Here is a 23,967-nt window from a genome sequence, read left to right on the forward strand (position 1 = left end):
ATCGGGATTGTTTCTTATTTAATCAAACGAGTGTTTTTTTCTTATAAACGGCTTGTCAGCTGGAAATGATCTCTATAATATACACAGCCATTGGGGACGTGGCGAAATTGGTAGACGCACTGGATTTAGGTTCCAGCGCCGCGAGGTGTGAGAGTTCGAGTCTCTCCGTCCCCACCAATTTACTTAAGCAATTGAGTAAACTGGCCGAGTAGAGGATTGGTGTAATGGTAGCATGACGGTCTCCAAAACCGTTCGTCAAGGTTCGAGTCCTTGATCCTCTGCCAAAGTTTGAAAAAATCCAACGCTAAGTTGGTACCCCGATGGGGACGTGGCGAAATTGGTAGACGCACTGGATTTAGGTTCCAGCGCCGCGAGGTGTGAGAGTTCGAGTCTCTCCGTCCCCACCATCATATTAAAGCAAGGCTGATGCCTTGCTTTTTTATTGCCTGAAATTTATACCAGCTTTTTTAAGCTGTAAAATTTTGCTGTCTTTTACGCATAGGTTTAGTCTGTTAAAGAACGTTAGAAAACGGGTCAATGCTCAGGAAAGGGCAGAACTTCAGGAAACTTTGTTTTATTAGATGCAATAATTGATATTATCCAAGTCAGCTAAAGTCTAAATTTGAATATGTGATTCTCCTGTGGTGCGTATTGATTTGATCTGTCTCGATGAAACTAGGCGACAACAGTGCAAATAGGTCAGTATTTACACAATACTGAATTAATTGCTTAAATTTTGATATAAAAGTATTTTCCTGCTACAGAATTGCTTGTGAATCGGGTCTGATCGCTATAATATACACAGCCATGGGGATATGGCGGAATTGGTAGACGCACTGTGTTCAGGTCGCAGCGCCTTCTGGGCGTGAGAGTTCGAGTCTCTCTATCCCCACCATTATATTGAAGCAAGGCTAATGCCTTGCTTTTTTATTGCCTGAAATTTTATACAGCAATTTTCATTGATCTTATTCTTAAATCCTTATTTTGCTTGATAGAACGTGTGTGACGGAAGTTATATAAAAAGCATGGTTGCATTATTTTGAATGCCGAGGCCATAAAATATAAGGCTTGATCTGTAGTTTGTTTTTTATACATTTTGGTTTTTATGACACAAAATAAAGCTCAGACCTTTTAAAATACTGAATTTGTGGTTTCGTCTTCAAAGAGTCAAATTGTCTTGATAAATTTTATCAAAAGTAAAAAAATATAATTAACTGTTTAATTTCTAGCGGAATAGAATGTGATTGCTTGTAAAATCGCTTGTCAATGACGGTCTATCTCTATAATATACACAGCCATTGGGGACGTGGCGAAATTGGTAGACGCACTGGATTTAGGTTCCAGCGCCGCGAGGTGTGAGAGTTCGAGTCTCTCTGTCCCCACCAATTTACTTGAGCAATTGAGTAAACTGGCCGAGTAGAGGATTGGTGTAATGGTAGCATGACGGTCTCCAAAACCGTTCGTCAAGGTTCGAGTCCTTGATCCTCTGCCAAAGTTTGAAAAAATCCAACGCTAAGTTGGTACCCTGATGGGGACGTGGCGAAATTGGTAGACGCACTGGATTTAGGTTCCAGCGCCGCGAGGTGTGAGAGTTCGAGTCTCTCCGTCCCCACCATCATATTAAAGCAAGGCTGATGCCTTGCTTTTTTATTGCCTGAAATTTATTTAATCAAGATAAAAAGAAAAGTCCGTCGAAACGGACTAAAGATTGGAGAATAGAGTTGCTGAATCAGTGGAATAATTTATTTATTTTTCTGATTGAAAATAACCTGAATCAGGCTTTTAAATGATCTTCAAATTCCTCACCCAGCTGGATCGCGAGTGCATTGCCGGCCAGATCACAGGTGACCAGACCGTATTCTTTTTTGAAACTGAAACTGAAACCACGATCATCAGCCAGGGTGCGTACGGAATATCCTAATTTTTCTAACCATAGTCGAAATGCAATCAGATTTTTAGCTTTAACCACTTTTTTCACGAGATCACTCCTTCATCATTGTTCTATCTTAAATAAGGGTGAGAAATTTTGTTTTAAAGGGCAAATTCCCATATTTAATTAATTTAATCTAATTTGAATGTTTAGTGAACATCGTATGCTCGCTAAAGAAGCAGTTTATGACTTAAGTAAATGATTTTTATAATATTGAATAGGTTGTAACTAAATATTAAGTTTTTATAGCATGTAAATAAATTTAATTATACTTTAATTTCAAAGGTTTATTTTGCTATTGATCTAAATTTGAACTTTATCAACACCATAAAATGTAAGAATAGGGAATGCCGAAGCATCGGCATATTAAAGTTGCATTGATTATTTAATCGGATCATTAGCAGCTGCTGGTTTTCTGAGCTATCGTTTGAGATGCATGCCCTATACTATCAAAAATGTAATTCTTGAATTAAATACGATTGCCATGACTGAGCTGACGATTGAACACAATGTGAATCAGAAAATTGAATGGATGCAGCAACAGGGCTTAGATCCGGTTGCTGTGATGCTGGGACATGAGGACTGGTTGAATTTTACAGTGCAATCGAAAGTAGCCTATACGCCGTTTGGTAGTGCACGTCGTTATCAACCGGCCTTAGCTGGTTTGCTGCTGGTACGTGTTGACGAAATGCAGGCAGTGCGTGTCGTCACTCAAGACGAACTGGATGCTTATGCGCAAAGTCACCAGATTCTTTAATATGGATCTTTAACTCTAGAACTGATCCTTCAGGGTTCTCAAGCGCTGAAACTCTTCCACACTATCCGCACGCAGGAAAGGATTGGTTTGTAATTCATCTTCAATGCTGCTTGGCAGCGTGCACTGGCCTAACATACGCAAGCGTTCGATATGCTCGAAGCGTTCCAGAATTGCCTGATTGTCCGGTTCGACATGTTTGGCAAACTGGGCATTCGAGAGGGTGTATTCATGTGTGCAATAGACCTGCGTACGCGGCGGTAAGGCTGCCAGACGTGACAGTGAATGATACATCTGTGAATAAGTACCTTCAAAAACCCGGCCACAGCCCATGGCAAATAAAGTATCGCCACAGAACAGCACATCAATCGCATCAATGAAGTAAACGATATGGCCTAATGTATGGCCTGGTACTGCGATCACTTGAACATCTGCCCCATGAAAGCTGAACTGTTCTTCATGCTCAAGTGGATGCGTGATAAACGGAATTTTACTGAGTTCTGCACGCGGGCCATAAACAGGCAGATTTTGTCCCTGAATTAAGCCGGGCACACCGCCAATATGGTCTTTATGCCAGTGCGTTAACCAGATTTGACTTAAGGTTAAACCGTGTTCGGCACAATAATCTTGCACCAATCCTGCTTCGGTCGGGTCAATGACTGCGACCTGATGAGAAGCCGTATGTTCCAGCAACCAGATATAATTTTGCAGCGAGTTCTGGACATCAATACAGTGAATTTTAAAAGGCATCATAGCGCATCAAACCAAATGAAGATTGAGAATAAAGTAGCATAATTTCAGATGCTCTGGGCTTGCAGATATTATCTGCTCATCCGGGATAATTTTTGTTTATGTCCCATTTAAAAAATTATACGTCCGAATCATCAACGCTTACCGCCTTGCCAATGCTATAAAATTGTCCACCAGTCACATGATGAGTACTTTTCCATTCTTCACTCACTACATGATAATGTCAGTGACTGTCGCGGAAGACTGATCATCGGCATAGGCAGCAATCATCTTGCCAATAAACAGATCATGCATTTGCTGGTTATGCGGCCCGGGAATCAGCTCGCAGAGTATCCATGCAGCACAGCCTTGCCCAGAGAAATATCAAAACCAGAGAATTTAAATAACCTTAGGCCAGATGGTGCCAATTTTTCAGGTACATCATGCAGGCTCAGCCTACCCAGCCGATAGGATTTTTCTAGGAGAATACTTTGAAGATGGGGGTTGGTCATACCGCATCATTCACTATATTGATGTATTTAAGTGGCTAGATTAGTTAGATTATTAGCATATTCAAGTTCACTCTTGCAAAAAAGCTTTTAAACTAGAGATTGTGATATTGAGGACTTCAGAAAATGAAAATGTACCAGGTCGATGCGTTTACCACGGAACTGTTTAAAGGAAATCCAGCTGCGGTGATTGTGCTGGAGGACTGGCTCGAAGATGGACTGATGCAAAATATCGCCTTGGAAAATAATCTGTCTGAAACAGCTTTTGTGAAAATAATTGATGCAGAAAATTATGCTATTCGCTGGTTTACCCCGACCAAGGAGGTGGATTTTTGTGGTCATGCAACCTTGGCCAGCAGCTTTGTATTATTCAATCAATTTGGTACGGCAAAAACGATCCAGTTTCATGTGAAAGATCTGGGGATTTTTGTGGTTGATCAGGATACAGATGGCAAGATCAGAATGAACTTTCCAATTCGCCGCGCAGTAGCCGTCACAGAATATCCTGAGGCCTTAAGACAGGCATTGAGCAAACCGTTTAAGCAGGTTTATCTGAATGCACAAGGTTATATTGTCGAATATGAATCGGTACAGGATGTGCTAGATGAATCACCTGATTTTGAATTATTAAAACAATTAAATGGCAAGCGTACCGCGATTACTGCTCAGAATAACTTTTTAGATGTCGCGATTACCTCGCAAGATACACAATATGATTGTATTTCACGTTATTTTGCACCGAGTAACGGAATCAATGAAGACCCGGTCACAGGGTCTATTCACACCGGAATTGCGCCACTTTGGGCAGACAAACTGGGTAAAAATGAACTGGTCGCTTATCAGGCATCAGCGCGCGGTGGTGTACTTTATTGTGCTTTGCAAGATCAGGAACGAATTGAAATTTCGGGTTATGGCAAATTATATATGCAGGCTGAACTTTATCTTTAATCTCTGATTACATAGATATGCATGTCGTCAGGCAAGGCGGCATGTTATTTTAATGATTCAATTTAGAAAAGACTATTCAGAATAAGAATCATTCTCTAAAATGAGCGCGAATAAAAATTTACATTTAAAATCTGGATGAATAATGTTGGTACGTTATAAGAATTTAAGCTTGGCGATTTTGTTGTCGGGTTGTAGTGCGCTGAGTTTTGCACAACCTGTTTTGGTGAAAACTGAACAGAATGTGGAGGAATATCGTCTTGATAATGGTTTACGAATTATCCTGGCACCGAATGATAAAGAAAATAAAATTTTTATGAATATGGTGTATTTGACCGGTTCACTGAATGATCCTAAAGGAAAAGGTGGTCTGGCGCATCTGCTGGAACACTTGGCTTTTAAAGGCACTAAAAATGTCAAAGGTGATGAATTTCAGCGTCGGCTCGATCAATATACCTTAATGACCAATGCCAGTACCGACTATTATTCAACCAAATATACCAATGTCATTCGTCCTGAAAAAACGGCGCTCAGTGAAGTGATTTTTCTTGAAGCCGAGCGTATGGATCAGCTGGTTCTTCAGGAAAAATATGTACCGACCGAAATTGATATTGTAAAACGCGAACGCGAAATTCGTCTGGATCAGCCATTTTCAGTACTCATGGATCAGGTGTTTAAGTCGGCTTATGGCAATCAGTATTTGGGCCGTTTACCGATTGGTGATCTGAATGAGCTGCAATCCATCAATATGCAGGAATTGAACCAGTTTTACCGGAGCTGGTATGCACCGAATAATGCCTTTATGGTGATTTCAGGCAAGTTTGATAAGGCAGAAGTATTAAAGCAGATTGATAGCCATTTCAGTCCGATTCAATCGCGAAGTGTACCGGCGCAAGTGAAAGTTCCGGCTTTAAAACCTGAGCAGATTCAACAGCGTGAATTTACTGTGCAAAAGGGCAGTGATCTGGCCAAATTCAATATTTACCTGAATGGTCCGGATGAAAAGATCAAGACTGCTTTGGCTGTTTCGCCGACGCTCTATACCTTGCAACCGAGCGGGCATTTATATCAGAGCATGGTGGAAAGTGGAAAATCGACCATGGTGCAATCTAGCACCTGGTTAGATAAAGACTTTAATCTGGTGTTTATGGGCGCGATCTATGCACCCAATCATCAGCCAAAAACTGTGGAACAAAGTTTGATTCAAGGCGTAGAGCAAAGCCAGCCATTTACCGAGGCCGAATTAAACCGAGTTAAAAATCTGACCCGCAATCAGGCTGATAATATTAAAAATAGCGCGACTGCATTAGGTTCACGTTTAAGTGATTATGCCGTGGCTTATTCGGGTGACTGGAGCCAGTATTTTAAAGATCTGAATGCGATTGAAAACCTGAATGTGAGTCAGGTCAATCAGGTCTATAAAGGCTTTCTAAAACCTGAATATCGTATTTCTGGCAATATCCTGCCAACACCTGAAGATCAGAAAAAAGCGCAGGAAGTGACACAGACGGAAGCACCGAAAAAAACACTGGACCAACAGGTTGAGACTGAAGAGCCTTTAAAGGATGTCAGTGTTTATCAGGCGGAAGTGAAGCAGTATGTAGCGCAATCCAAGCAGTATTTATCTGCTAAGGACAAGCAGATTCAGCGTGGTAAGTTAAAAAATGGCATTAAATACGCGCTATTCCCAACCAATATTCGCGATGACAAGGTGTATGCCACAATTTCTCTGGATTTTGGGACTGCGCAAAGCCTGATGAATAAAGGCGAGATTCTGGATCTGACCGCGTATTTAATGCTGCGCTCATCGGAAAGCCAGAGCTTGCAGCAGATTGCTGACAAAATTATCGAAGTAGGCGGTTCAGCGACTGCCAGCCCATCGAGTAATGGCCTGAACATACAGATCAGTGCCAAAAAAGAGAAGTTTGCAGAGTTTTTCCAATATGTGGTTGATGTACTAAAAAACCCTGCATTTGAGCAAAGCCAGTTTGATTTGATCAAGGGTCAGACCTTATCCAGTCTGGATCGTCCTTATACCGAGCCAGATACAGTGTCGAGCCTGACTATGGCGCGAACCATTGAAGTGTATCAACCCGGTGACATTCGTTTCCATTTTGAACCTGAACTGGCCACCAGGCAGTTTAAAGCAGCCACTCGTGAGCAAGTGGTCGCTTTGTATCAGCAATTCTTTAAAACGCATCATGCACACATTGCAGTGACTGGGGAATTTCAGCCAAAATCTATACAGAAAATGCTGAAAAATAGTTTTGCGGACTGGAAAGCGGCACAGCCTTATGAACGCCTGAAATCAGAATATCGAAGCTATCCAGCCCAAAAAATTCATGCCTTGTCTGAACAACGTGAGTTCGGTAGTTATCAGGCATTGCTGACCTTCCCGGTGGGGGCAGACCATGCAGATGTACCTGCTTTACAAGTCTTTCGTCATATTCTGGGTGACTCTCAACTGTCTTCCCGTTTGGCTCAGGAATTACGTGAAAAAAATGCGCTGGTCTACGGTTTTAGTGCCCATGTTCAGTTTAATGAATGGGCCGATTCAGGTACTTTGGCACTGGGTGCCAATTATACCGCAGGTAAATCTGCACAGGTTTCTCAAACGGTGCATCAGGTACTCAATGAGCTGTTAACACGTGGTGTAACTGAACAGGAAGTGGAAGCGGCCAAAGCCAGCATTTTGAAAAAACGTGTCAATGCACTGGAAGATGATCGCCGTATTCACAGTATGTTGGTTCCTCAACTGGAAAAAGATCGTAAGCTGATTTACCGTGAAAAACGTGATCAGGCGATTGCCCAACTGACGAAAGCCGATATTGATGCCGTGATTAAAAAATACATCAAGCTGGATCAGTTGGTCGAAGTGATGGCTGATCAGTACGGTAAGCAAGTTAAAACATCATAGTGTTAATAAATAAAAAATCCTCTTACTTAAGGGGATTTTTTATTCTTCAATATAATTAAAAGCTCTAATTTAAGTTGCTTTTCTGGTAAGCAGGATTCTACTTAAAACGCCAGATAGCACAGCACTGGGTAAGTTCCACCAGAAAGTGGCAAAAAGAAACAGGAAAATCCCAGCTGATACTAATATTGCTCCAACAGCGATATCTTTATTAAAGGGAAGGTGAATAATATGTTGGTAATAATATGATGGGATTAAACTAGAAAAGATTGCTCAGCAAGTATAGAAAAGCCTATCTGACCCAGGACTCGTGATTATTTCCTTCCAGAACATATGTATTTTTCTTCTTTCTTTAAAAATCCAGACGCTTCTTATAATTTATAAAATGCTTTCGCATTCTCATAAAAAACTGGCTTTAACGCGTTTTCATCATAGTCCTGAACAATATCGCTAAAAGCATCAATGATATTCACGAGTGAGCTGCTGACACTGTCCATTGGAAAGTTGGAAGCAAACATCAGGCGTTCAGAACCAAAGCAATCTAAGGCATGCTGAATCAGGGGAGCTGCATGTTCCAATAATTCCTGTTTAGTTGCCAGCCGTTTCTGCTGATGAAAATCATGACCTAAAACGGGCATAAACAGGCCAGACATTTTAGTCGATACATTTTTGCACTCGGACAGTTCAGCCAGTTGATCTTGCCAACTTGAAAATATCTGGGCGCGATCTTGTTCGGTCTTGCCTGTAGCTTTGCCCACCTTGCCAAATAAGCCGGCAGGCGTACCGAGGTGATCTAGTGCGATGGGTGTTTTAGGAAAGGCTTTGGCCAGTGCAGTCACATCCGCAATCTGGCTCGAATAGACCCAGGCATCAAAACTTAAGTCTTGCTTGGCCAGTTCTTCAAATCCTTTCAGGAAGTTTTTATTACGGTAGAGATGTGGCTCATCGGTCCAGGCATGAATCCCTTTGTCTGGATGTACCGCAGCCATTTTACGAATCCCGCGAAATTTGGGAGAAGCTTCGCGATGCAATTCAATCAACTGTTTAAAGTTTTTCTGCCGCGGATCCGCCGTAGCGACAATGCCACCGAGCTGGATATTATGCTGATCAAAAGGAAGTCCGGCCACAAAACGGGTTTCATCAACCACGCCTGTACCTTTCTGATCATGCCAGCTGGCTTCAACATGCACAATTTGTTCGACTTCATAATGCCCTAGATCTTTGTTGTAGTTCGCAGGCAGATAAGGGGCGGTCAGATGCTCGGTCAGGCCAATGGTCTCAATCACATCTTTAGGTTTGAGCAGCCGCACCATTTTGTCCAGTAATTTAGGATATTTGCCAAACAGTTTTACGGCAAATGCTGCTGCGTGTGGGGTGTTGTACGGATCCCATTGGTGAATATGTGGGTCAATGATGGGAAAGGGAAGCTGCTGCATAGGATGTCTTGTTTTAGTGTATTTATTATTCAATTTATATGGGGCTAAAATCAGTTCGAAGTCAAGATGATAAATGACGACAAATAAAAAAGCCCCGAGGGGCTTTTCGTATTTTAATCAATGATCGTGCTTGTGATCATGGTTATGCTTGTTGGCATGAAACTCTTCATTGTGACGGAAACGCAAATAGTTTTCGAACTGTTCACAGTATTCATCATAGTTATCTTCCAGCATCATTTGGAATTGCTGCATAATATAAGACATCACCTGATCTTTGGCATCGCGCATTTCGTTGCCATCTTTAAAGTTATTCGCTGCCACCCAGGTATTGAAACGGGCAGTACCAAATAACATGGCTGCACTGACTTGACCGCGCTTATCACTCGGTTTTTCCTGCGAGCCTTTTTCTACACGACAAAACTCGTTGGCTTGTTGAATAAATTCATCAGCACGTTCAAAGAATGCCGCATTTAACGCTTCTTCTTCGGTTACATCGGTTGCTTCAATCTTTTGAACCATGAATTTTTCCTGACCATCATAAAATCTTAATGGCTAATTATAGGCAAAGCCTTGCAGAAACTAAACCTTTGCCTTAATCTAAAAATAGCCTAAGCATATAAAAGTGAATGCCATGCAGGATGCGATTGCAGTACAAAGTCTGAAAAGTGATATTGCCTTATTGCGCCAGAATATCTGGCCACCGGCAAATCTGGCCAATGTCGAAGGTCTGCCAATTTATTATGGAACCAAATCGCAGGTCGAAGAATATTACACCCAGTGGCTTGGTCTGATTGAAAGGGCGCAGGATCTGTTTCAACCTTTCATGGACGATGAAACCCTGGATGCTATCCATCTTCCCAGTCATTTAAACTTGCCGCTGTTTTATTTTCATGTTGACCGCATCAGGCTAAATAAAACCCGGGCCAAAGAATCTAAAACTTTCCGTGGGGTGGCCAGCCTGATTGAAAAATGCGGGCAGTTTGAACCTGAGCAGGTTGCAGCCATGCGACACTGGCTCGACAGTGACGATACCGCGGCTTTGGTGGCACACCGCGAATTTGTAGACTTACGTACTTATGTGTTTCAGCATGGTCAAAGTGAATATACACGCACCCGTTTTTATGTGAATGGTATCGTGCTGAGTGTCGAGCCACATTTTGAGCTGATCGATGCCCGTGATAAACCACGTAAGCAACGCAGTGATAGTTATAATGACCCTCTGGCCGATAATAATACCTGGAAAGTGTTTGGTAAATATCGCTAGCCCGGTTTTACCAGAAGGGTTTGGTATTTTCAGCAAACTGTTGTAAGCGAACAGCTGCCTCGGCAGATAAACGTTCTTGTTCAGCAGTCAGCCAGCCTAGCACAAACCAGGCTTTGCTATTTTGCTTGACATACGGTCTAAACAGTTCGTCTGCTACAAACAGGTCGTTATAATGCCCCAAGCTTTCCTGTAAGGGTTTTAGGGCTTTCAGATAAGTTTTTACATCCTTTTCAGGAAATAAGCTCTGTAAAAATTCTACGTTATAGCGCAAGCGTTTCACCCGTTTACGCGTGCGATGCCGCGATTCAATATCCAGTTCCTGATAGTTTTCGGCATCCTGACAAATTTGCTGATGTAACTTGCTCAAACCTTTACACAAAATTTTATGCGAAGATTTGGCTTTGCTATGCGTTTTTTCCTGACTAAAGCTGAGTAGTTGCAGTATCAAGTCCACTGTAGCTGAATGTCTGAACAGCGCGCTAATATCTGGCTGTTTTTGTCGGTGTGGTGGTAATTTTAATAAGGGTGAGCCGGCTTTTTCCAGTTGCGGAATCAGACTTTCTGCAAGGGCATCGCGATCTCGGGTAGAACCCAGTTGCTGAAAAATATCTCGCAGCTGTTCCGGCCATTCTGGCTGTACATGTTCAGTCACAGACTGGAAAATTTTAAAGGCACTGCGTAAGCGCCGGATCGCGACACGTGCCTGATGCACATGATCGCTGTTATAATGATCAGCGGCAATCGCAGTTGCATTCGGAAAAAGATGAGCCAGACAGTTGGCTACGATTTTCTTTAAAATAGTAGCAATCTGATCTTTCTGCTCAAGTTCTAATGGCAGCTGATGCTGCACAGGCAGACTTTCTTCACCCTGTAATAGGGCATAACCGCGTTCCGATTTACTCCGCGTATCCAGCCATAAATCATAACGTTGAATCCATGGCCGAATGAAATCAATCAATTCGCTCAATTGACCGGATTTTAGCTCAAATTCGACTTCATAAATATCAATGGCTTGATCCTTATGGCGAATTTCCCCTACATCAAAGGCAATCTCAATCTGGCTATTTTGATGTGTTTCGGTCAGCACATAACGCGCGACATCTGTTTCAAATTGCAGAATAAGCGGTATATCCAAATCGCCAAGCGCCTGTTTCAGGATTTTTTTTGCCGGTTTGTGTTTGCGATATAACTGAAAATCACAGCTTTCAGGTGGGCTTTTTAATGTATGTTCAAGTTCAAAACGTTCAAATTGCTGCTCAGTAGGTGCTTTCAGGGTTTGAATCCATTGCTGGTCTTCTAGACGTTGTCGCAAGGCGATTTGATTTTGTTGGAGTTGTTGTGCTTCAGTATCGAAGTAGCGCGCACATAAACGATGCCGAGTCGGCTGAAGCTTCTGGAAGTCCTGTTCAAATTGTGCACGTGACGGTGACGGAATCTGGAATTTAAGCTCTATTTCTGCCATCGGGTCATTCCTTCTCGATGTAGGTTATACAGATCAATATAGCTCAAAGATTAGCCACAGTGTGATGTGCTTCTGCAACGAAAAAAGCACGCCGTAGAGGGAGCGTGCTTTGAAATGTTCTTAAAGATATTTATTTGAGGAATTTACGGCTCACCAGGAACTGTTCTGTCGCCTCAAGCAGTTTCTGGGCATAGACTTCCTGTTTAGCAGTCAGCCAGCCTAATACAAACCAGTCACTCGCTTCCAGTTCAGTTTGCTGAATATACACTGCCGAAGAGGCCAAGGTTTGATATTCACCGGCTGCAAGTTGTGCATCATTCAGTGCTTTGCTGTACTTCTGCAAGTTTTTGACGTCATAGATTGTGGTTAAGATCGGAAAGCTGAATTTGAGTTCCTGAATCCGGCTTGCCAATTGATCCAGACTTTCAAAATTGTTAATTTCAGTCTGGTTCATCTGTTCTTGCAGCGCTTTATACTGTTGTTGCAGCGTGGTTTGTGCCGCAGTTTTTAAATCCAGAGCAGCATGTTCATCTTCAGTTAAACTAAAAGTCAATAACTCCAGATAATGATGCACATTTTGCGTTGATTTGACTAGATTGCCCAGTTTTTCCTGAGCATACAGAATATCTTTACTCAGATTTTCCGCAGTGGTTGGATTTTGCAGGAAGCTGGCCAAGCTGTTTTGCATATGCTGCAAATGTTGTAAATGCTCGAACTGCTGCTTAAAGGCAGCCATTTGATGTGCCCATTTGTCCGAAAGCTGCGGATGCCAGTCTTTAAACAGCAGTAAAGTGAGATATAGCTGATCCAGTGCCAGTTGAGCCTGCTGAATATGTTCCTGCTGTGCAACCTGAGCTGAAATCGCGGCGATATTTGGCAATAAATGTTGCATCTGCTGCGCAATCAGACTGCATAGGGTTTTACCAGCGCTGTCTTTTTTACTGATCTGGAACTCTTTGGCGAAGGTGGCCGGGCTCACGCGTTGTGAGGTGGCCAATAAATTACCAATTTCTGCCTTGCTGCGTACATCGAGCCAGAGCTGATATTTCTTGACCCATTCAAAACTGAATGCCAATAAATTGTGTATCAACCCACTTTTTAGCTCAAACTCGACTTCATGTACCTCTTGTTCAGCATTTCGGGTACGGATCTGCCCAATATCCAGACTGACTTCGATTTGTGTGTCTTGGTATTCAATTACACGCAAGGTGCGGGCAATATCGGTTTCGAATTGCAGTTGTAGCTGATCAGACTGATTGCCGAGCGCATGGCTCAGAATCGCCTGTGCTTCTGGGAACTGGGTATAAATACTTAAATCCAGTTCAGGAGATTCAGTTAATTCCCCCAGATCATGATTATGTTCAAAGCGTTCAATATGGCTTTTACCGGCAGCTTTCAGGGTTTGCACCCAGCGCGTACCTTCCAGACGCTGACGTAGTGCTACCCCGTGCTGGGCCAGTTGACGGTCGGCAGTATCATAATATTTGGCTTGAAGCTGGATCTGTTGAGACTTTTTCGGATCAAGTGCCTTGAGCAGCGCAGTGCGTCGTGCCGCAGGAATCTGGAACTTGAGTTCAACTTCAACCATAATGATTTTCCTATCTGTTTAGTACACGCCAGCATGTACTGATATTTTTCGCTTTAATGAGATGCTGAAAATTCGGCGGGCAATCGCCGCAATTATATTTTTAGATGTATGCGTGGCAGATTGTAACCAAAATCAAAATGCATGTAAGACTTGACCTGCATATAAAAATATTGAACAGGAATTTAAATATTGGCTTTGAGCTGTTAATAGGGTTGCAAAGCGAGAGGAATTGCGGCTTTGCTTGGAAAATATCTAAGAATATTCGAGCAAATCAAGAGACTGTTAATTGGCCAAAATATACGCTAAGGTAAAAGAAAACATCAGGACGATGAGAAATGAATGTACAAGTACAGCCAGAGAATACCCATGTGATCGCGCATCAACCCCAGATGCCGATTGGCAATTATCATGAGTTTTACCGCTTTTATTTGACCGAACACCGGCATATGGTCAGTCGCCGTTTACATGTCGCAGGTAGCAGTATCGGCCTATATTGTTTTACTCAAGCCATTCGTCAAGGCAAACCACGATATTTTGCTTATGGTTTGCTTTCGGGTTATGCCTGTGCCTGGATTGGCCATTTTATCTTTGAACGCAATAAACCGGCCAGTTTTAAACAGCCGGTGTATAGCTTTATTTCAGACTGGCGTATGTTTGCGGATGTCCTGCGTGGTCGTCTCAGTCTGCTTGATCGCAAATACGATAAGATTTCAAGTTAAACTCAGGTAACTTTCATCGGATTGTGTGGCTAGGGAACATGATCTTTCGATAAAAGACTTGCAAGTCGCCATTTATTATTCTATTAATTGTGTTATTGCTTATTCAGTTTGATGGAATTTGATCAAAAGTTATAGTTTACTGAATAAAACAGTTTTCCAAGCCTGGAGCGACCTTCTCCGGGCTTTTTTTATGTCTCTATTTTTTAAATAAATTTACTGACTTCGTTGCCATTATTGCGTAAATATTTATAGAACAAGTCATGCGGATCATACATAAAGAAAATGATCCTTTCTAGCTTTGAAACGTCTCCCCACAAACGTATTATTCAAAACTAGAAAGGATCGGGTGTCACCAACACAGGTATTTATTTTTCTGGTTATTTTCTGTGTCTAACGCTATTTAAGTCTCTTTGAGCTAATTGGGCCATCCCTGAAATTGGGTATTTTTTAATCTTTTTGAGTTTAATCTTAAAGAGGCTTAACAATATTGAAAATTTAAAGGTAAAAAAAACCGCTCTTAGAATTTTGCAACTTCTCCACCAAGTTATCTGCAAAATCCTAAAAGCGTTTGTCGGAGGGCGTAAGCATTAACACTTTATTATTTTTGTTATAAAGCGATTAAAACCCATATTTTATAGTCGGTATATCCCTGAAAATGGTGATATTTTAGATTTAACTGGAAAATTGCGCTAAAAAACTGCAAATCTGTTGCTACCCGGTCGCGGAAACAGCAGGACTGCGGCAATTAAACCGAGTTATGCCTATAATAGAGCCATTCTAGCAAGTGGCGAGCAAGATGCGCGGTTTATATTTAATTACCAATGATGATCCCGTAGAACTTTTATTGGCAAAACTGGAAGGCGCAATGGCCAATGGCGGCATTGCAGTATTGCAATATCGCCGTAAAAAAGTCGCCAAACAAGATCAAATTTACGAAATCGAGTATATGAAAGCCATGTGTGCTGAATATGGTGTGCTTTTTGTGATTAATGATGATCTTGAAATGGCCGTTAAATACGGGGTGGGTGTGCATTTGGGTCAGGATGACGGGTCTATTGTCGAGGCAGTTGCACGCTTGCCAAAAAATGTCTTGATTGGTCGTAGCTGTAATAACTCGCTTGAGCTGGCTGAACAGGCCATTGCCGATGGTGCAAACTATGTGGCATTTGGTGCCATCTATGCCACCGACAGTAAACCTGAAGCCGGTAATATTGGCTTGGAAACTTTAAAACTGGCCAAAGAGAAATTGAACGTGCCTTTATGTGCCATTGGCGGTTTAACGGTTGAAAATTCCAAAGAAGTCATTGAGTCAGGTGCGGATTATTGCGCCGTGATTAGTGATATATTGGGCTTGCCGATGAATGCCATTCCTGAACGTTTAGATGAATGGTCTGCGCTTTTTCAAGCTACAGCATAAAATTTTTTGATTGATTTAATTTTGAGTCGAGTGCCTTCATGAGCTTATCTCCAAAGCAAGAACAATTGTTCAAACAAGCCAATAAACATATTCCGGGTGGCGTCAACTCACCTGTACGCGCATTTAACGGCGTCGGTGGTACACCGGTCTTTATCGAAAAAGCCCAAGGCGCATATTTGTATGATGTAGACGGAAAACGTTATGTGGACTATGTCGGTTCATGGGGACCGATGATTCTGGGTCACGCCCATCCTGCGATTATTCAAGCCGTTCAACAGGCCGCAGTTGATGGCTTAAGCTTTGGTGCGCCAACAGTTCATGAAACCACGCTTGCCGATATTATTTGCGAGATCATGCCGTCGATTGAATTGGTACGTATGACCAACTCGGGCACGGAAGCCACCATGACAGCGATTCGTTTAGCGCGCGGTTATACCGGCCGTGACAAGATTGTAAAATTTGAAGGCTGCTACCATGGTCACTCAGACTCGCTTCTTGTAAAAGCAGGTTCGGGCTTGTTAACTAAAGGTGAGGGCGAAGCAACGTCTGCGGGTGTTCCAGCTGATTTTGCCAAGCATACCATCACACTTCCATACAATGACATTGCGACTTTAAAAGAATGCTTTGCCAAGTTTGGTGCTGAAATTGCCGGCGTGATTGTGGAGCCTGTGGCAGGCAACATGAATCTGGTGAAACCAATTGACGGTTTTCTGCAAGCGATTCGTGATGTTTGTGATGAGCATGGTTCAGTCTTTATCATCGATGAAGTGATGACCGGTTTCCGTGTTGGCTTAGGCGGTGCGCAGGCACATTATGGCGTAACTCCGGATTTAACCACATTGGGTAAAATTATTGGTGCAGGTCTGCCAGTCGGTGCCTTTGGCGGTAAACGTGAAGTGATGGAATGCATTGCGCCACTGGGTAAAGTGTATCAAGCAGGAACATTGTCGGGTAATCCATTGGCAATGCGTGCCGGGATTGAGATGTTCAAGCATCTTCGTGCTGAAGGTTTCTATGAAAACCTATCTGCGCAGTTGTCAAAACTTCTTGCAGGTTTACAAGCAGCAGCAGACGAGGCGGGCGTACCCTTTAAAACCCAACAGGTCGGTGGGATGTTTGGTCTGTACTTCACCGATCAGGAAGACATCACCAGCTTTGATTCGATGTTGAAATGTGATATCGATGCTTTTCGTAAATTTTTCCATGGCATGTTGAATCGGGGGGTGAATTTAGCACCTTCTGCATTCGAAGCTGGCTTCTTCTCGGCTGCACACAGCGATGAAGATATTGAATTTACCATTCAGGCTGCGATCGAGACTTTTGCTGAGATGAAAGCTTAAATTTTAATTTTTTTAAAATCCTCCCTCTTGCGAAGCGGTGCTTTTCACCTTTTTAAAGGAGGGAGTTTTATCTGTACAAATAATAAAATTTACTCCTCTTTTCCTTGCGCCATATCTGACTCAGGGTTAGGGGAGATTAAATTCTAAAATTAGGGATATTCATTCATGCAAACCAAACATTATTTGACTCTAAGTGATGCGGAATTTCTATTGGATCACGCCCATCAATATGCAATTCAGAACAGCTTCAATGTCAGTATTGCCTTAGTCGATGAAACGGGCAATTTGCTTGCGATGAAACGTATGGATGGTGCAGCACCGATGACTGCAAATCTGGCCATTGAAAAAGCCAGATGCTCGGCGATGAGTCGTCGTCCATCCAAGCTGTTTGAAGATATTATCAAAGGCGGGCAGATGGGCTTTCTGACTATGGAAAGTTTCTCGGGAATGCTGGAAGGTGGCGAACCGATTCTGTATCAAGGGCAATTAGTGGGTGCGATGGGTGTATCAGGTGTGAAATCATTTGAAGATGCAGAGATTGCGCAGGTGGCGATTAAGAAGTTTTTGGCGCAGCAGAGCTAGACATTATACGCTTGAGAATGTACTTATCTTCTCAAGTCTAAGTTAAAAATAACTATCGGATAAGATAGTGATGCTGTTGTTTAACCATTTCATTATATTCTGTCGAGTTATACAGCTCTAAACAGCTCATTAATATGGCTGGCCTTGCTTGATTTTTATATACCTCAGTTTTTGCTTTCATAGATTGGTTTATATATTCTTTCAAATTTTTATACGCGGGTTCTTCATATGCACCCTGTTGGAAATACCCGCCCATCGCTAGAGCAGCCTCAGAACTGAGGGATTGATCCTGAGCCCTCGTCAGACAATAACTAAAGCCAAAATTTTTGATATTGAGCTCATCCGCATTTGATATGGATGGAATTAAGTCTTTTGCATAACATGCACTTATCACTAGACAACTAAAAAGTACAGCAATTATTTTCATTATCTTAAATTCCAAAACAGAATATCTGTGGTTCTTAGGCTCGGTGTATCATGAATAAAGTAGCAACTATCTCCACAATCATTTCCATTCCATAAAGTGACATGTCCAGAAGCATCTCCCCAACCAGAGACTTTAAAAATAATAATTCCTTTTTTCCCTTTTAATTGTGATGATAAATCCTGGTTATTTTGAGGCTTGAAGGAGAGATCTGCAGTTCCTAAATTTTGTTCAACAAAGCTGATCATCTCGCGAACCCTAAGTAAATAAGGTTTATGATCAGCGCCTCTGACTTTATAACCTCTGGTTGACTGTTTAATTGGCATTCCGCCGTAGTTGAAAGATCTACTTAATCTTAAAGCACAAGCATTTGCGTATCCTGTAGGATTTTCTTGATATAAAGCCATAGCTTGACCTCCCACCATAGAATACACATCACTTGCTGACATTTTTACCGGATAATATTTCCATAATTCGGAAAATAAAGGTCTTTTTGCTTGTATGGTCGAAGACCGACCACCAGCCCTTGCAGTTATACTCACCATATTTAATATTCCGTATCAATTATTATAGTTTTTCCTTTAAAAATATTTTTAAGTACTCCCTTACCTTCAGTATCAATATCAAGTGAAATCGTAAATGGATGAAATGAGTTTATCTCAGAAGATTCTGGTTTTATTTCTATATCAATAGTATCTCCTCGTGCATAACCTGAAGTTTCTATATGCAAATTCAAGTCATCAAAAAATCTAGATTTTCTTTTTAGAAGAATAAGGTTATCTCCATAACTCCAATAAATATTATTAATGATCTTTTCTTCTTTTTCTTCAATGTATTTAGTAGCTGTATCTGATATTAATTGATCAATTTTACTTGAGACAATACCATTATTCATAACAGCCAAATCAGAAGTTTTTAGAAATTTTGAACCACAAGTTGATGTGTCTCCTGCCGCAACAATGCTTCTACCCAGGACGACTATAAAGCCTCGGTTAGAAGCAAGAGCTTTCGCTAGGACATTACATTTAGGACAATAATGTACCATTCCATCCAAATGCACAGCTTTTCCTTCCACCAGAAAGGAAGGGTCGCCAAAAGTAATGATTCCCCCATGATCGGTTTTACAGCCGACTGTTATTAATGCTCTCATTATTATTTGGTTATTATTTTTATTAAAGACCATAATAACATGACAATATAAAATGAAAGGTTTAGTTTAAAATTCATTTAATCAGTTTGTATATAATGACTGAATGTATCTGAATATAGATACAAGCATTTTTGCTTTTAATTTTTTAAATATAGCCCTGTTGACTTTTAAAGTATTGAGTAACCCTCAATCTGAGTTAGCATATACAGTTACGAAAAAGCCGACTGTCTGAAGCCAAAGAGTCTCCCATGCTGTACCCAATACCCAAAAAAATCCAACTTGCCCCATCTCAAGCCAAATGGCAGCTTGCATCGAACCAATCGGTTTTGGTCTTAGTCGGATTACAAAACTTGCGTATGCAACAGGGCATACAAGAAAGTGCACTCATGGCAAATTTGATTCAACTGACCAATAAAGCCAAAGCACTGGATATTCCCATTGTCGATTTATATGGTGATGACCTGATGCAGGGCATGCAACAGCTTGGTGAATATGCCTCCACGCATCCACAACTGATTTTTGCCGGGCAGGTCACACCGATGCTCAAGCAAATCTTACCGCATTTGATGAGTGTGACAGATCAAATTGGTGTGGTCGATGACGCGATCTTATTGGCCAATCAGGAACAGCATATTCAGTGGGTCGAAAATATTTCCAGTCAAGGTGTGCATCACTTAAATACTTATAGTCTGACCCGGTTGTGGGATTTAAGTGCGCCCTCAGACTATGTATTATCAACCAAAGGTATTATGTTGGCTGTGGCAGAACAGCTAGACATAGATGCTCTGGAGATTGATCCCTATGTCGATTTAAGAAATTATGGATTGGACTCTGTAGCTGTGGTGAGTTTGGTCGGTGTATGGCGTGCACATGGTGCCAATATTCGTTATGAAGATGTACGACAGCATCCGTCTTTGCATGAATTGGCAGGCTTCATTTTACAATCCTCAGGTTGATACGCTGCGATTGAGCATTTTTATGACCTAAATCGGAAATTTCATCAGCATTTACATAAAAGCGCATTGTAATTATGGGCGAAGCTTTCTATCATGGCCGCCTTGTTTTTCGCGATCAGCCTGGGATTGAACTTTGAGTAATTTTCTAACCGAACATCTGATACATCGTGATGACGATTTTATAGTCATCCACAAACCTGCAGGTTTACTCACAGTTCCCGGTAAAACAGAAGATTTACAAGATTGCCTGATTAACCGATTATTAAAAATAGAACCAAAAACCTTACTGATCCATCGACTGGATCGCGATACTTCCGGCATTCTCGTGTTTGGTCTCACAAAATGGGGACAAAAAACCATTTCCCGCCAGTTTCAGGAACGCCAGACCGACAAAACCTATCAGGCCGTGGTTGCCGGTACACTCGAAGGTGAAGGTAGCATTGAGGTGCCCGTGGTATATGACCCAAGCCGTCCGCCCTTACATATCGCAGATCCCGCACATAACAAGCCGGCCATCACGCATTGGCAGGCGATCGAACACTTTAATATTCAGGAACAAGCCGTGACTCGGGTGAAACTTACGCCAATTACCGGCCGTTCGCATCAGTTGCGTGTGCATATGCAATATCTGGGGCATCCGATTATCGGCGATACCTTATATGCGACACCTGAACAGCAACAGCTCAGCTCGCGTCTACATTTACATGCTGAACGTTTGAGTTTTTATCATCCTCAAACAGATCAGCTGGTCGAATTTTATTGTCCGGCGCCGTTCTAGGAAATACTTCTTGAATCGGCGTGAATTATGCTCACTTTTTAGTGGGCTTTATGTCAAAATACATTGCTTGAAGGTGTGAAATTTTGCTCCAATGACGTTTCGTGATTGAGCCTAATATTCATAATCTTGTACTTAAGATAAAGGTGGAAAAATTGCAGCAATTTGCTATTGGTCAACGTTGGTTATCAGATACTGAAACAGAACTCGGTTTAGGCGTTCTTATTGATGTTGATGAGCGGTCGGTTAGCATTTTATTCCCGAAAAGCGATGAAACTCGCGTCTATGCACGTAGCAATGCACCCTTATCTCGTATCGTATTTAATGTGAAAGATGAATTACAGGATCAGGAAGGAACCAAATGGATTGTAGAATCCGTGGAAGACCGCAATGGCGTGGTGCGTTATCACGTCATTCGTACCCTGGAAGATGGGACTGAAGAACGTAAATCGCTGAATGAAACCCGCATTGGTGCCACCATCCAGCTGTCCAAGCCTCTAGACCGTCTACTGGCCAGTCAGGTCGATTATAAAGAATGGTATGACTTGCGCATTGAAGCGCTGCTGATGCAGGCCAATATGCAAAGCAGTCCACTGCGCGGTTTGGTCGGTTCACGTGTCGGCCTGATTCCGCACCAGTTGTATATTGCGCATGAAGTCGGTCAGCGTTTTGCTCCGCGTGTATTACTGGCCGATGAAGTCGGTCTGGGTAAAACCATCGAAGCGGGTTTGATTATCCATCAACAGCTGAAAACTGGCCGTTCTGAACGCATCCTGATTTTAGTACCAGATTCGCTGCAATATCAGTGGATGATTGAGATGCGCCGTCGTTTCAATCTTGAGTTCTCGTTATTTGATTTGACCCGTACTGCATCAATCAAAGAGCATGATCCTGAACAAAACCCATTCCTGACCGAACAAAAAATTATTGCCTCTGTCGATTTGATGGTCGACCATGAAGATCTGCGTGAACAGGCGCTCGAAGCCGGTTTCGACTTGCTGGTGGTCGATGAAGCACATCATTTGATGTGGAGCGAAGAAGATGGCGGTAATGACCGTTATGATCTGGTCGAAGAACTGGCTGAACATACGCCGGGCGTATTGTTATTGACGGCAACACCGGAACAGCTCGGGGTAGAAAGTCACTTTGCACGCCTGCGTTTACTCGATCCGCAGCGCTTTAACTCGCTGGATCGTTTCCTGGATGAAGAAGCGCAATATCAGCACACCGCTAAAATTGCAGAAGTGTTGATGTCAAATCTGCCACTTGAAGCAGAACATTTGACTGCGATTGAGGCCTTGTTGGGTCATTCAATTGAAGATCATCCTGAGCAGCGTTTCCGTGCCATTCACGAACTTTTAGACCGTCATGGTACCGGTCGTATCCTGTTTCGTAATACGCGTGAAGCCATTCAGGGCTTCCCGGGTCGTGACTGTCAGCCGGCACCATTACCAGCACCGGAACACTGGTCGAAAGATGGTAAGTTGCGTGAGCAAATGTGGCCTGAAGAAGCCCAGCTCGATGGTGCATGGATGGAAGCCGATCCACGCGTGATGTGGCTGATGGAGCGTTTACGTACCGATCTTAAACACAAGAAAGTCTTACTGATTGCGCGTAGCGGGCCAGTGGTTGAAGCGCTGGAAAATGTACTTCGCTTACATGCCGGTATTCGTACCGCGATGTTCCATGAAGGCATGAGCTTGTTAGAGCGTGATCAGGCTGCCGCTTATTTTGCTGAAGATTCGTATGGCGCGCAGATTTTACTTTGTTCGGAAATTGGTTCAGAAGGGCGTAACTTCCAGTTTGCATCTGATTTAATTCTGTTCGATCTTCCTGCCAACCCGGACGTTTTAGAGCAGCGTATTGGCCGTTTAGATCGTATCGGTCAGGAAAACCGGATTCAGATTCATGTGCCTTATCTGGTGGGAACTGCGCAAGAACGTATGTTCCGCTGGTATAACGAAGCCTTGAATATTTTCGGCAATATTTCCCCAACTGCACAAACCTTGCAAGAAAACTTTATTGTTCGCTTGAAAGACTGTCTATTGGCAGACAAAGGTCAAGCGTTTGAAGACCTGCTGGAAGAAGTCAGCGTGCAACGTGAAGCGCTGGAAGCTGAATTGCAGGAAGGCCGTGACCGTTTGCTAGAGTACAACTCTTGCCGTCCGGTGGTAGCACAGGAAATTGTCAACGCACTTGAAGACTATGATGACAATACTACTTTGCCGATCTTCATGAAACGCTTTATGGCGTCCACGAATATTGACTTTGACGAGCAAAGTAACGGTACCGTGATCATCAAGCCAACAGATCAAATGCAGGTTCAAGGTTTGACGCTGGATGAAGAAGGCATCACTGCCACTTTCTATCGTGATCAGGCACAAATCCGCGAAGATGCGCAATACCTGACCCTGGAACATCCATTCACTGAAAGTGTGATGGAAATGATCAATACTCAAGGCTTTGGTAGCACCAACGTTGCGGTATTGAAATCTGCGGCACTGCCACAAGGTTCGGTATTGCTGGAAGTCTGGTTCAAGGTCGATGTGGTTGCACCGAAAGCATTGAACTTGCCATCAAGCCTGCCGCAACAATTGGTTCGTGTGTTATTAAGCGAGAAAGGTCAGGATCTTTCACAAAAAATTGCGCCAGAAATCCTGAAGCCGTATCTACACCATTTAGATGGCAACAGCTGCCGCCAGGTAGTGAAAGCACGTCGTGATGTGATTGAGGCACGTTATCAGCAAGCACTTGAACTGGCACGTAGTGCATTGCCAAACTTCAAGCAGCAAGCCAAAGAAGTGTATGGCAATAAATGGCAATATGAAATTGACCGTCTGACCTATCTGAAACAGTTTAATCCAAGTATCCGTGAAGATGAAATTTCACGTTTACAGAAGTTGCAGAAAGAAGGTCTCAGCCTACTGGATGGTTTATCTGTGACGCCAGAAGCCATTCAGGTGATGGTAGTCGTCAAGCCTTAAGTTTTAAGCAATTAAAAAATGCAGCTTTCGGGCTGCTTTTTTATGGCCGAAATTCGGCTTTTATATTGTTTTGGTCGGGGAATACTGGC

The 23,967-nt window shown here is 42.6% G+C and carries 20 protein-coding genes, 7 tRNA genes and 1 pseudogene; 18 read left to right on the forward strand and 10 right to left on the reverse strand.

The genetic code is table 11. The features are described 5' to 3' along the window. Positions 1–92: 92 nt before the first annotated feature. The 7 genes from FTU45_RS01120 (at position 93) to FTU45_RS01150 (ending at position 1,615) form a co-directional block, all read left to right on the forward strand. Positions 93–177, forward strand: a tRNA-Leu gene (locus FTU45_RS01120). A 33-nt stretch (positions 178–210) separates the two neighbouring features. After that, positions 211–284: transfer RNA gene (locus FTU45_RS01125), tRNA-Trp, on the forward strand. A 38-nt stretch (positions 285–322) separates the two neighbouring features. Continuing rightward, positions 323–407 (forward strand) — tRNA-Leu (locus FTU45_RS01130). A 402-nt stretch (positions 408–809) separates the two neighbouring features. Beyond that, positions 810–895 (forward strand) — tRNA-Leu (locus FTU45_RS01135). Positions 896–1,300: 405 nt separating this feature from the next. After that, positions 1,301–1,385, forward strand: a tRNA-Leu gene (locus tag FTU45_RS01140). A gap of 33 nt (positions 1,386–1,418) precedes the next feature. Then, positions 1,419–1,492, forward strand: a tRNA-Trp gene (locus FTU45_RS01145). 38 nt (positions 1,493–1,530) lie between these two features. Next, positions 1,531–1,615, forward strand: a tRNA-Leu gene (locus FTU45_RS01150). Positions 1,616–1,774: 159 nt separating this feature from the next. Here FTU45_RS01150 and FTU45_RS01155 read toward each other — a convergent pair. After that, positions 1,775–1,978, reverse strand: coding sequence for a hypothetical protein (locus FTU45_RS01155; RefSeq protein WP_005096596.1), 204 nt, complete (start codon positions 1,976–1,978; stop codon positions 1,775–1,777). Between the two features lie 436 nt (positions 1,979–2,414). On the opposite strand from FTU45_RS01155, the gene FTU45_RS01160 reads away from it, so the two are divergent. Next, positions 2,415–2,687 (forward strand): hypothetical protein, encoded by a 273-nt coding sequence (locus FTU45_RS01160; protein ID WP_074383176.1) that lies wholly within the window; start codon positions 2,415–2,417, stop codon positions 2,685–2,687. A gap of 15 nt (positions 2,688–2,702) precedes the next feature. On the opposite strand, the gene gloB is transcribed toward FTU45_RS01160, so the two are convergent. Further along, positions 2,703–3,437, reverse strand: a complete 735-nt coding sequence (gloB, locus tag FTU45_RS01165; protein WP_074382958.1) for a hydroxyacylglutathione hydrolase — start codon at positions 3,435–3,437, stop codon at positions 2,703–2,705. 115 nt (positions 3,438–3,552) lie between these two features. Next, positions 3,553–3,895 (reverse strand): annotated as a pseudogene (locus FTU45_RS15565) (flavin reductase); the annotation flags it as partial. Positions 3,896–4,048: 153 nt separating this feature from the next. Here FTU45_RS15565 and FTU45_RS01170 point away from each other — a divergent pair. Continuing rightward, positions 4,049–4,870 (forward strand): PhzF family phenazine biosynthesis protein, encoded by an 822-nt coding sequence (locus FTU45_RS01170; protein WP_074382957.1) that lies wholly within the window; start codon positions 4,049–4,051, stop codon positions 4,868–4,870. Positions 4,871–5,012: 142 nt separating this feature from the next. Continuing rightward, positions 5,013–7,784, forward strand: coding sequence for a pitrilysin family protein (locus FTU45_RS01175; protein WP_180075761.1), 2,772 nt, complete (start codon positions 5,013–5,015; stop codon positions 7,782–7,784). 368 nt (positions 7,785–8,152) lie between these two features. Here the strand turns inward: FTU45_RS01175 and FTU45_RS01180 are convergent, their stop codons facing one another. Together FTU45_RS01180 and FTU45_RS01185 are read right to left on the reverse strand one after the other, a co-directional pair. Beyond that, on the reverse strand, positions 8,153–9,217 hold the full coding sequence (locus FTU45_RS01180; protein ID WP_180075762.1) for an amidohydrolase: 1,065 nt from the start codon (positions 9,215–9,217) through the stop codon (positions 8,153–8,155). A gap of 117 nt (positions 9,218–9,334) precedes the next feature. Continuing rightward, positions 9,335–9,736, reverse strand: a complete 402-nt coding sequence (locus tag FTU45_RS01185; RefSeq protein WP_005096603.1) for a DUF3144 domain-containing protein — start codon at positions 9,734–9,736, stop codon at positions 9,335–9,337. Positions 9,737–9,848: 112 nt separating this feature from the next. Between FTU45_RS01185 and FTU45_RS01190 the strand changes: the two genes are divergently transcribed. Continuing rightward, positions 9,849–10,481: a hypothetical protein gene (locus FTU45_RS01190; RefSeq protein ID WP_100329818.1), complete on the forward strand. Its 633-nt coding sequence runs from the start codon at positions 9,849–9,851 to the stop codon at positions 10,479–10,481. 7 nt (positions 10,482–10,488) lie between these two features. Here the strand turns inward: FTU45_RS01190 and FTU45_RS01195 are convergent, their stop codons facing one another. Then, positions 10,489–11,943 carry a CYTH and CHAD domain-containing protein gene (locus FTU45_RS01195; RefSeq protein ID WP_180075763.1) on the reverse strand — a complete coding sequence of 485 codons (1,455 nt, stop codon included), beginning with the start codon at positions 11,941–11,943 and terminating at the stop codon, positions 10,489–10,491. A 130-nt stretch (positions 11,944–12,073) separates the two neighbouring features. Further along, the gene (locus FTU45_RS01200; protein ID WP_180072562.1) at positions 12,074–13,531 is read right to left on the reverse strand and encodes a CYTH domain-containing protein; all 1,458 of its coding nucleotides are present in this window, start codon (positions 13,529–13,531) and stop codon (positions 12,074–12,076) included. Positions 13,532–13,866: 335 nt separating this feature from the next. Between FTU45_RS01200 and FTU45_RS01205 the strand changes: the two genes are divergently transcribed. The 4 genes from FTU45_RS01205 to FTU45_RS01220 all read left to right on the forward strand — a co-directional run bounded on the left by FTU45_RS01205 (position 13,867) and on the right by FTU45_RS01220 (position 17,589). Next, entirely contained in the window at positions 13,867–14,250 is a 384-nt protein-coding gene (locus FTU45_RS01205) for a DUF962 domain-containing protein (protein WP_005171513.1), read from the forward strand. A 796-nt stretch (positions 14,251–15,046) separates the two neighbouring features. Next, complete coding sequence (gene thiE, locus FTU45_RS01210; RefSeq protein ID WP_005171511.1) at positions 15,047–15,667, forward strand: thiamine phosphate synthase; 621 nt, start codon at positions 15,047–15,049, stop codon at positions 15,665–15,667. Between the two features lie 38 nt (positions 15,668–15,705). Next, positions 15,706–17,007, forward strand: a complete 1,302-nt coding sequence (hemL, locus tag FTU45_RS01215; protein ID WP_159515895.1) for a glutamate-1-semialdehyde 2,1-aminomutase — start codon at positions 15,706–15,708, stop codon at positions 17,005–17,007. A 165-nt stretch (positions 17,008–17,172) separates the two neighbouring features. Continuing rightward, on the forward strand, positions 17,173–17,589 hold the full coding sequence (locus tag FTU45_RS01220; RefSeq protein WP_100355070.1) for a heme-binding protein: 417 nt from the start codon (positions 17,173–17,175) through the stop codon (positions 17,587–17,589). A gap of 52 nt (positions 17,590–17,641) precedes the next feature. Here FTU45_RS01220 and FTU45_RS01225 read toward each other — a convergent pair whose 3' ends face one another. The 3 genes from FTU45_RS01225 to FTU45_RS01235 are packed head-to-tail and all read right to left on the reverse strand — an operon-like array spanning position 17,642 to position 19,163. Beyond that, entirely contained in the window at positions 17,642–18,016 is a 375-nt protein-coding gene (locus FTU45_RS01225) for a hypothetical protein (RefSeq protein ID WP_005171505.1), read from the reverse strand. Beyond that, positions 18,016–18,558 carry a type VI secretion system amidase effector protein Tae4 gene (locus FTU45_RS01230; RefSeq protein ID WP_005171502.1) on the reverse strand — a complete coding sequence of 181 codons (543 nt, stop codon included), beginning with the start codon at positions 18,556–18,558 and terminating at the stop codon, positions 18,016–18,018. Before FTU45_RS01230 ends, FTU45_RS01225 begins: the two co-directional genes overlap by 1 nt. A 2-nt stretch (positions 18,559–18,560) precedes the next feature. Next, the gene (locus FTU45_RS01235; RefSeq protein ID WP_180075857.1) at positions 18,561–19,163 is read right to left on the reverse strand and encodes a PAAR domain-containing protein; all 603 of its coding nucleotides are present in this window, start codon (positions 19,161–19,163) and stop codon (positions 18,561–18,563) included. 248 nt (positions 19,164–19,411) lie between these two features. Here FTU45_RS01235 and FTU45_RS01240 point away from each other — a divergent pair, with 248 nt between their 5' ends. The 3 genes from FTU45_RS01240 to rapA all read left to right on the forward strand — a co-directional run bounded on the left by FTU45_RS01240 (position 19,412) and on the right by rapA (position 23,878). After that, positions 19,412–20,119, forward strand: coding sequence for a phosphopantetheine-binding protein (locus FTU45_RS01240; protein WP_180075764.1), 708 nt, complete (start codon positions 19,412–19,414; stop codon positions 20,117–20,119). Between the two features lie 133 nt (positions 20,120–20,252). Beyond that, positions 20,253–20,897, forward strand: a complete 645-nt coding sequence (locus tag FTU45_RS01245; protein WP_180075765.1) for an RluA family pseudouridine synthase — start codon at positions 20,253–20,255, stop codon at positions 20,895–20,897. Between the two features lie 143 nt (positions 20,898–21,040). Continuing rightward, positions 21,041–23,878, forward strand: a complete 2,838-nt coding sequence (gene rapA, locus FTU45_RS01250) for an RNA polymerase-associated protein RapA (protein ID WP_100328729.1) — start codon at positions 21,041–21,043, stop codon at positions 23,876–23,878. Positions 23,879–23,967: the final 89 nt, after the last annotated feature.

It is taken from the genome of Acinetobacter sp. YH12106 (genome assembly GCF_013418995.1).
GTDB lineage: Bacteria > Pseudomonadota > Gammaproteobacteria > Pseudomonadales > Moraxellaceae > Acinetobacter > Acinetobacter pseudolwoffii.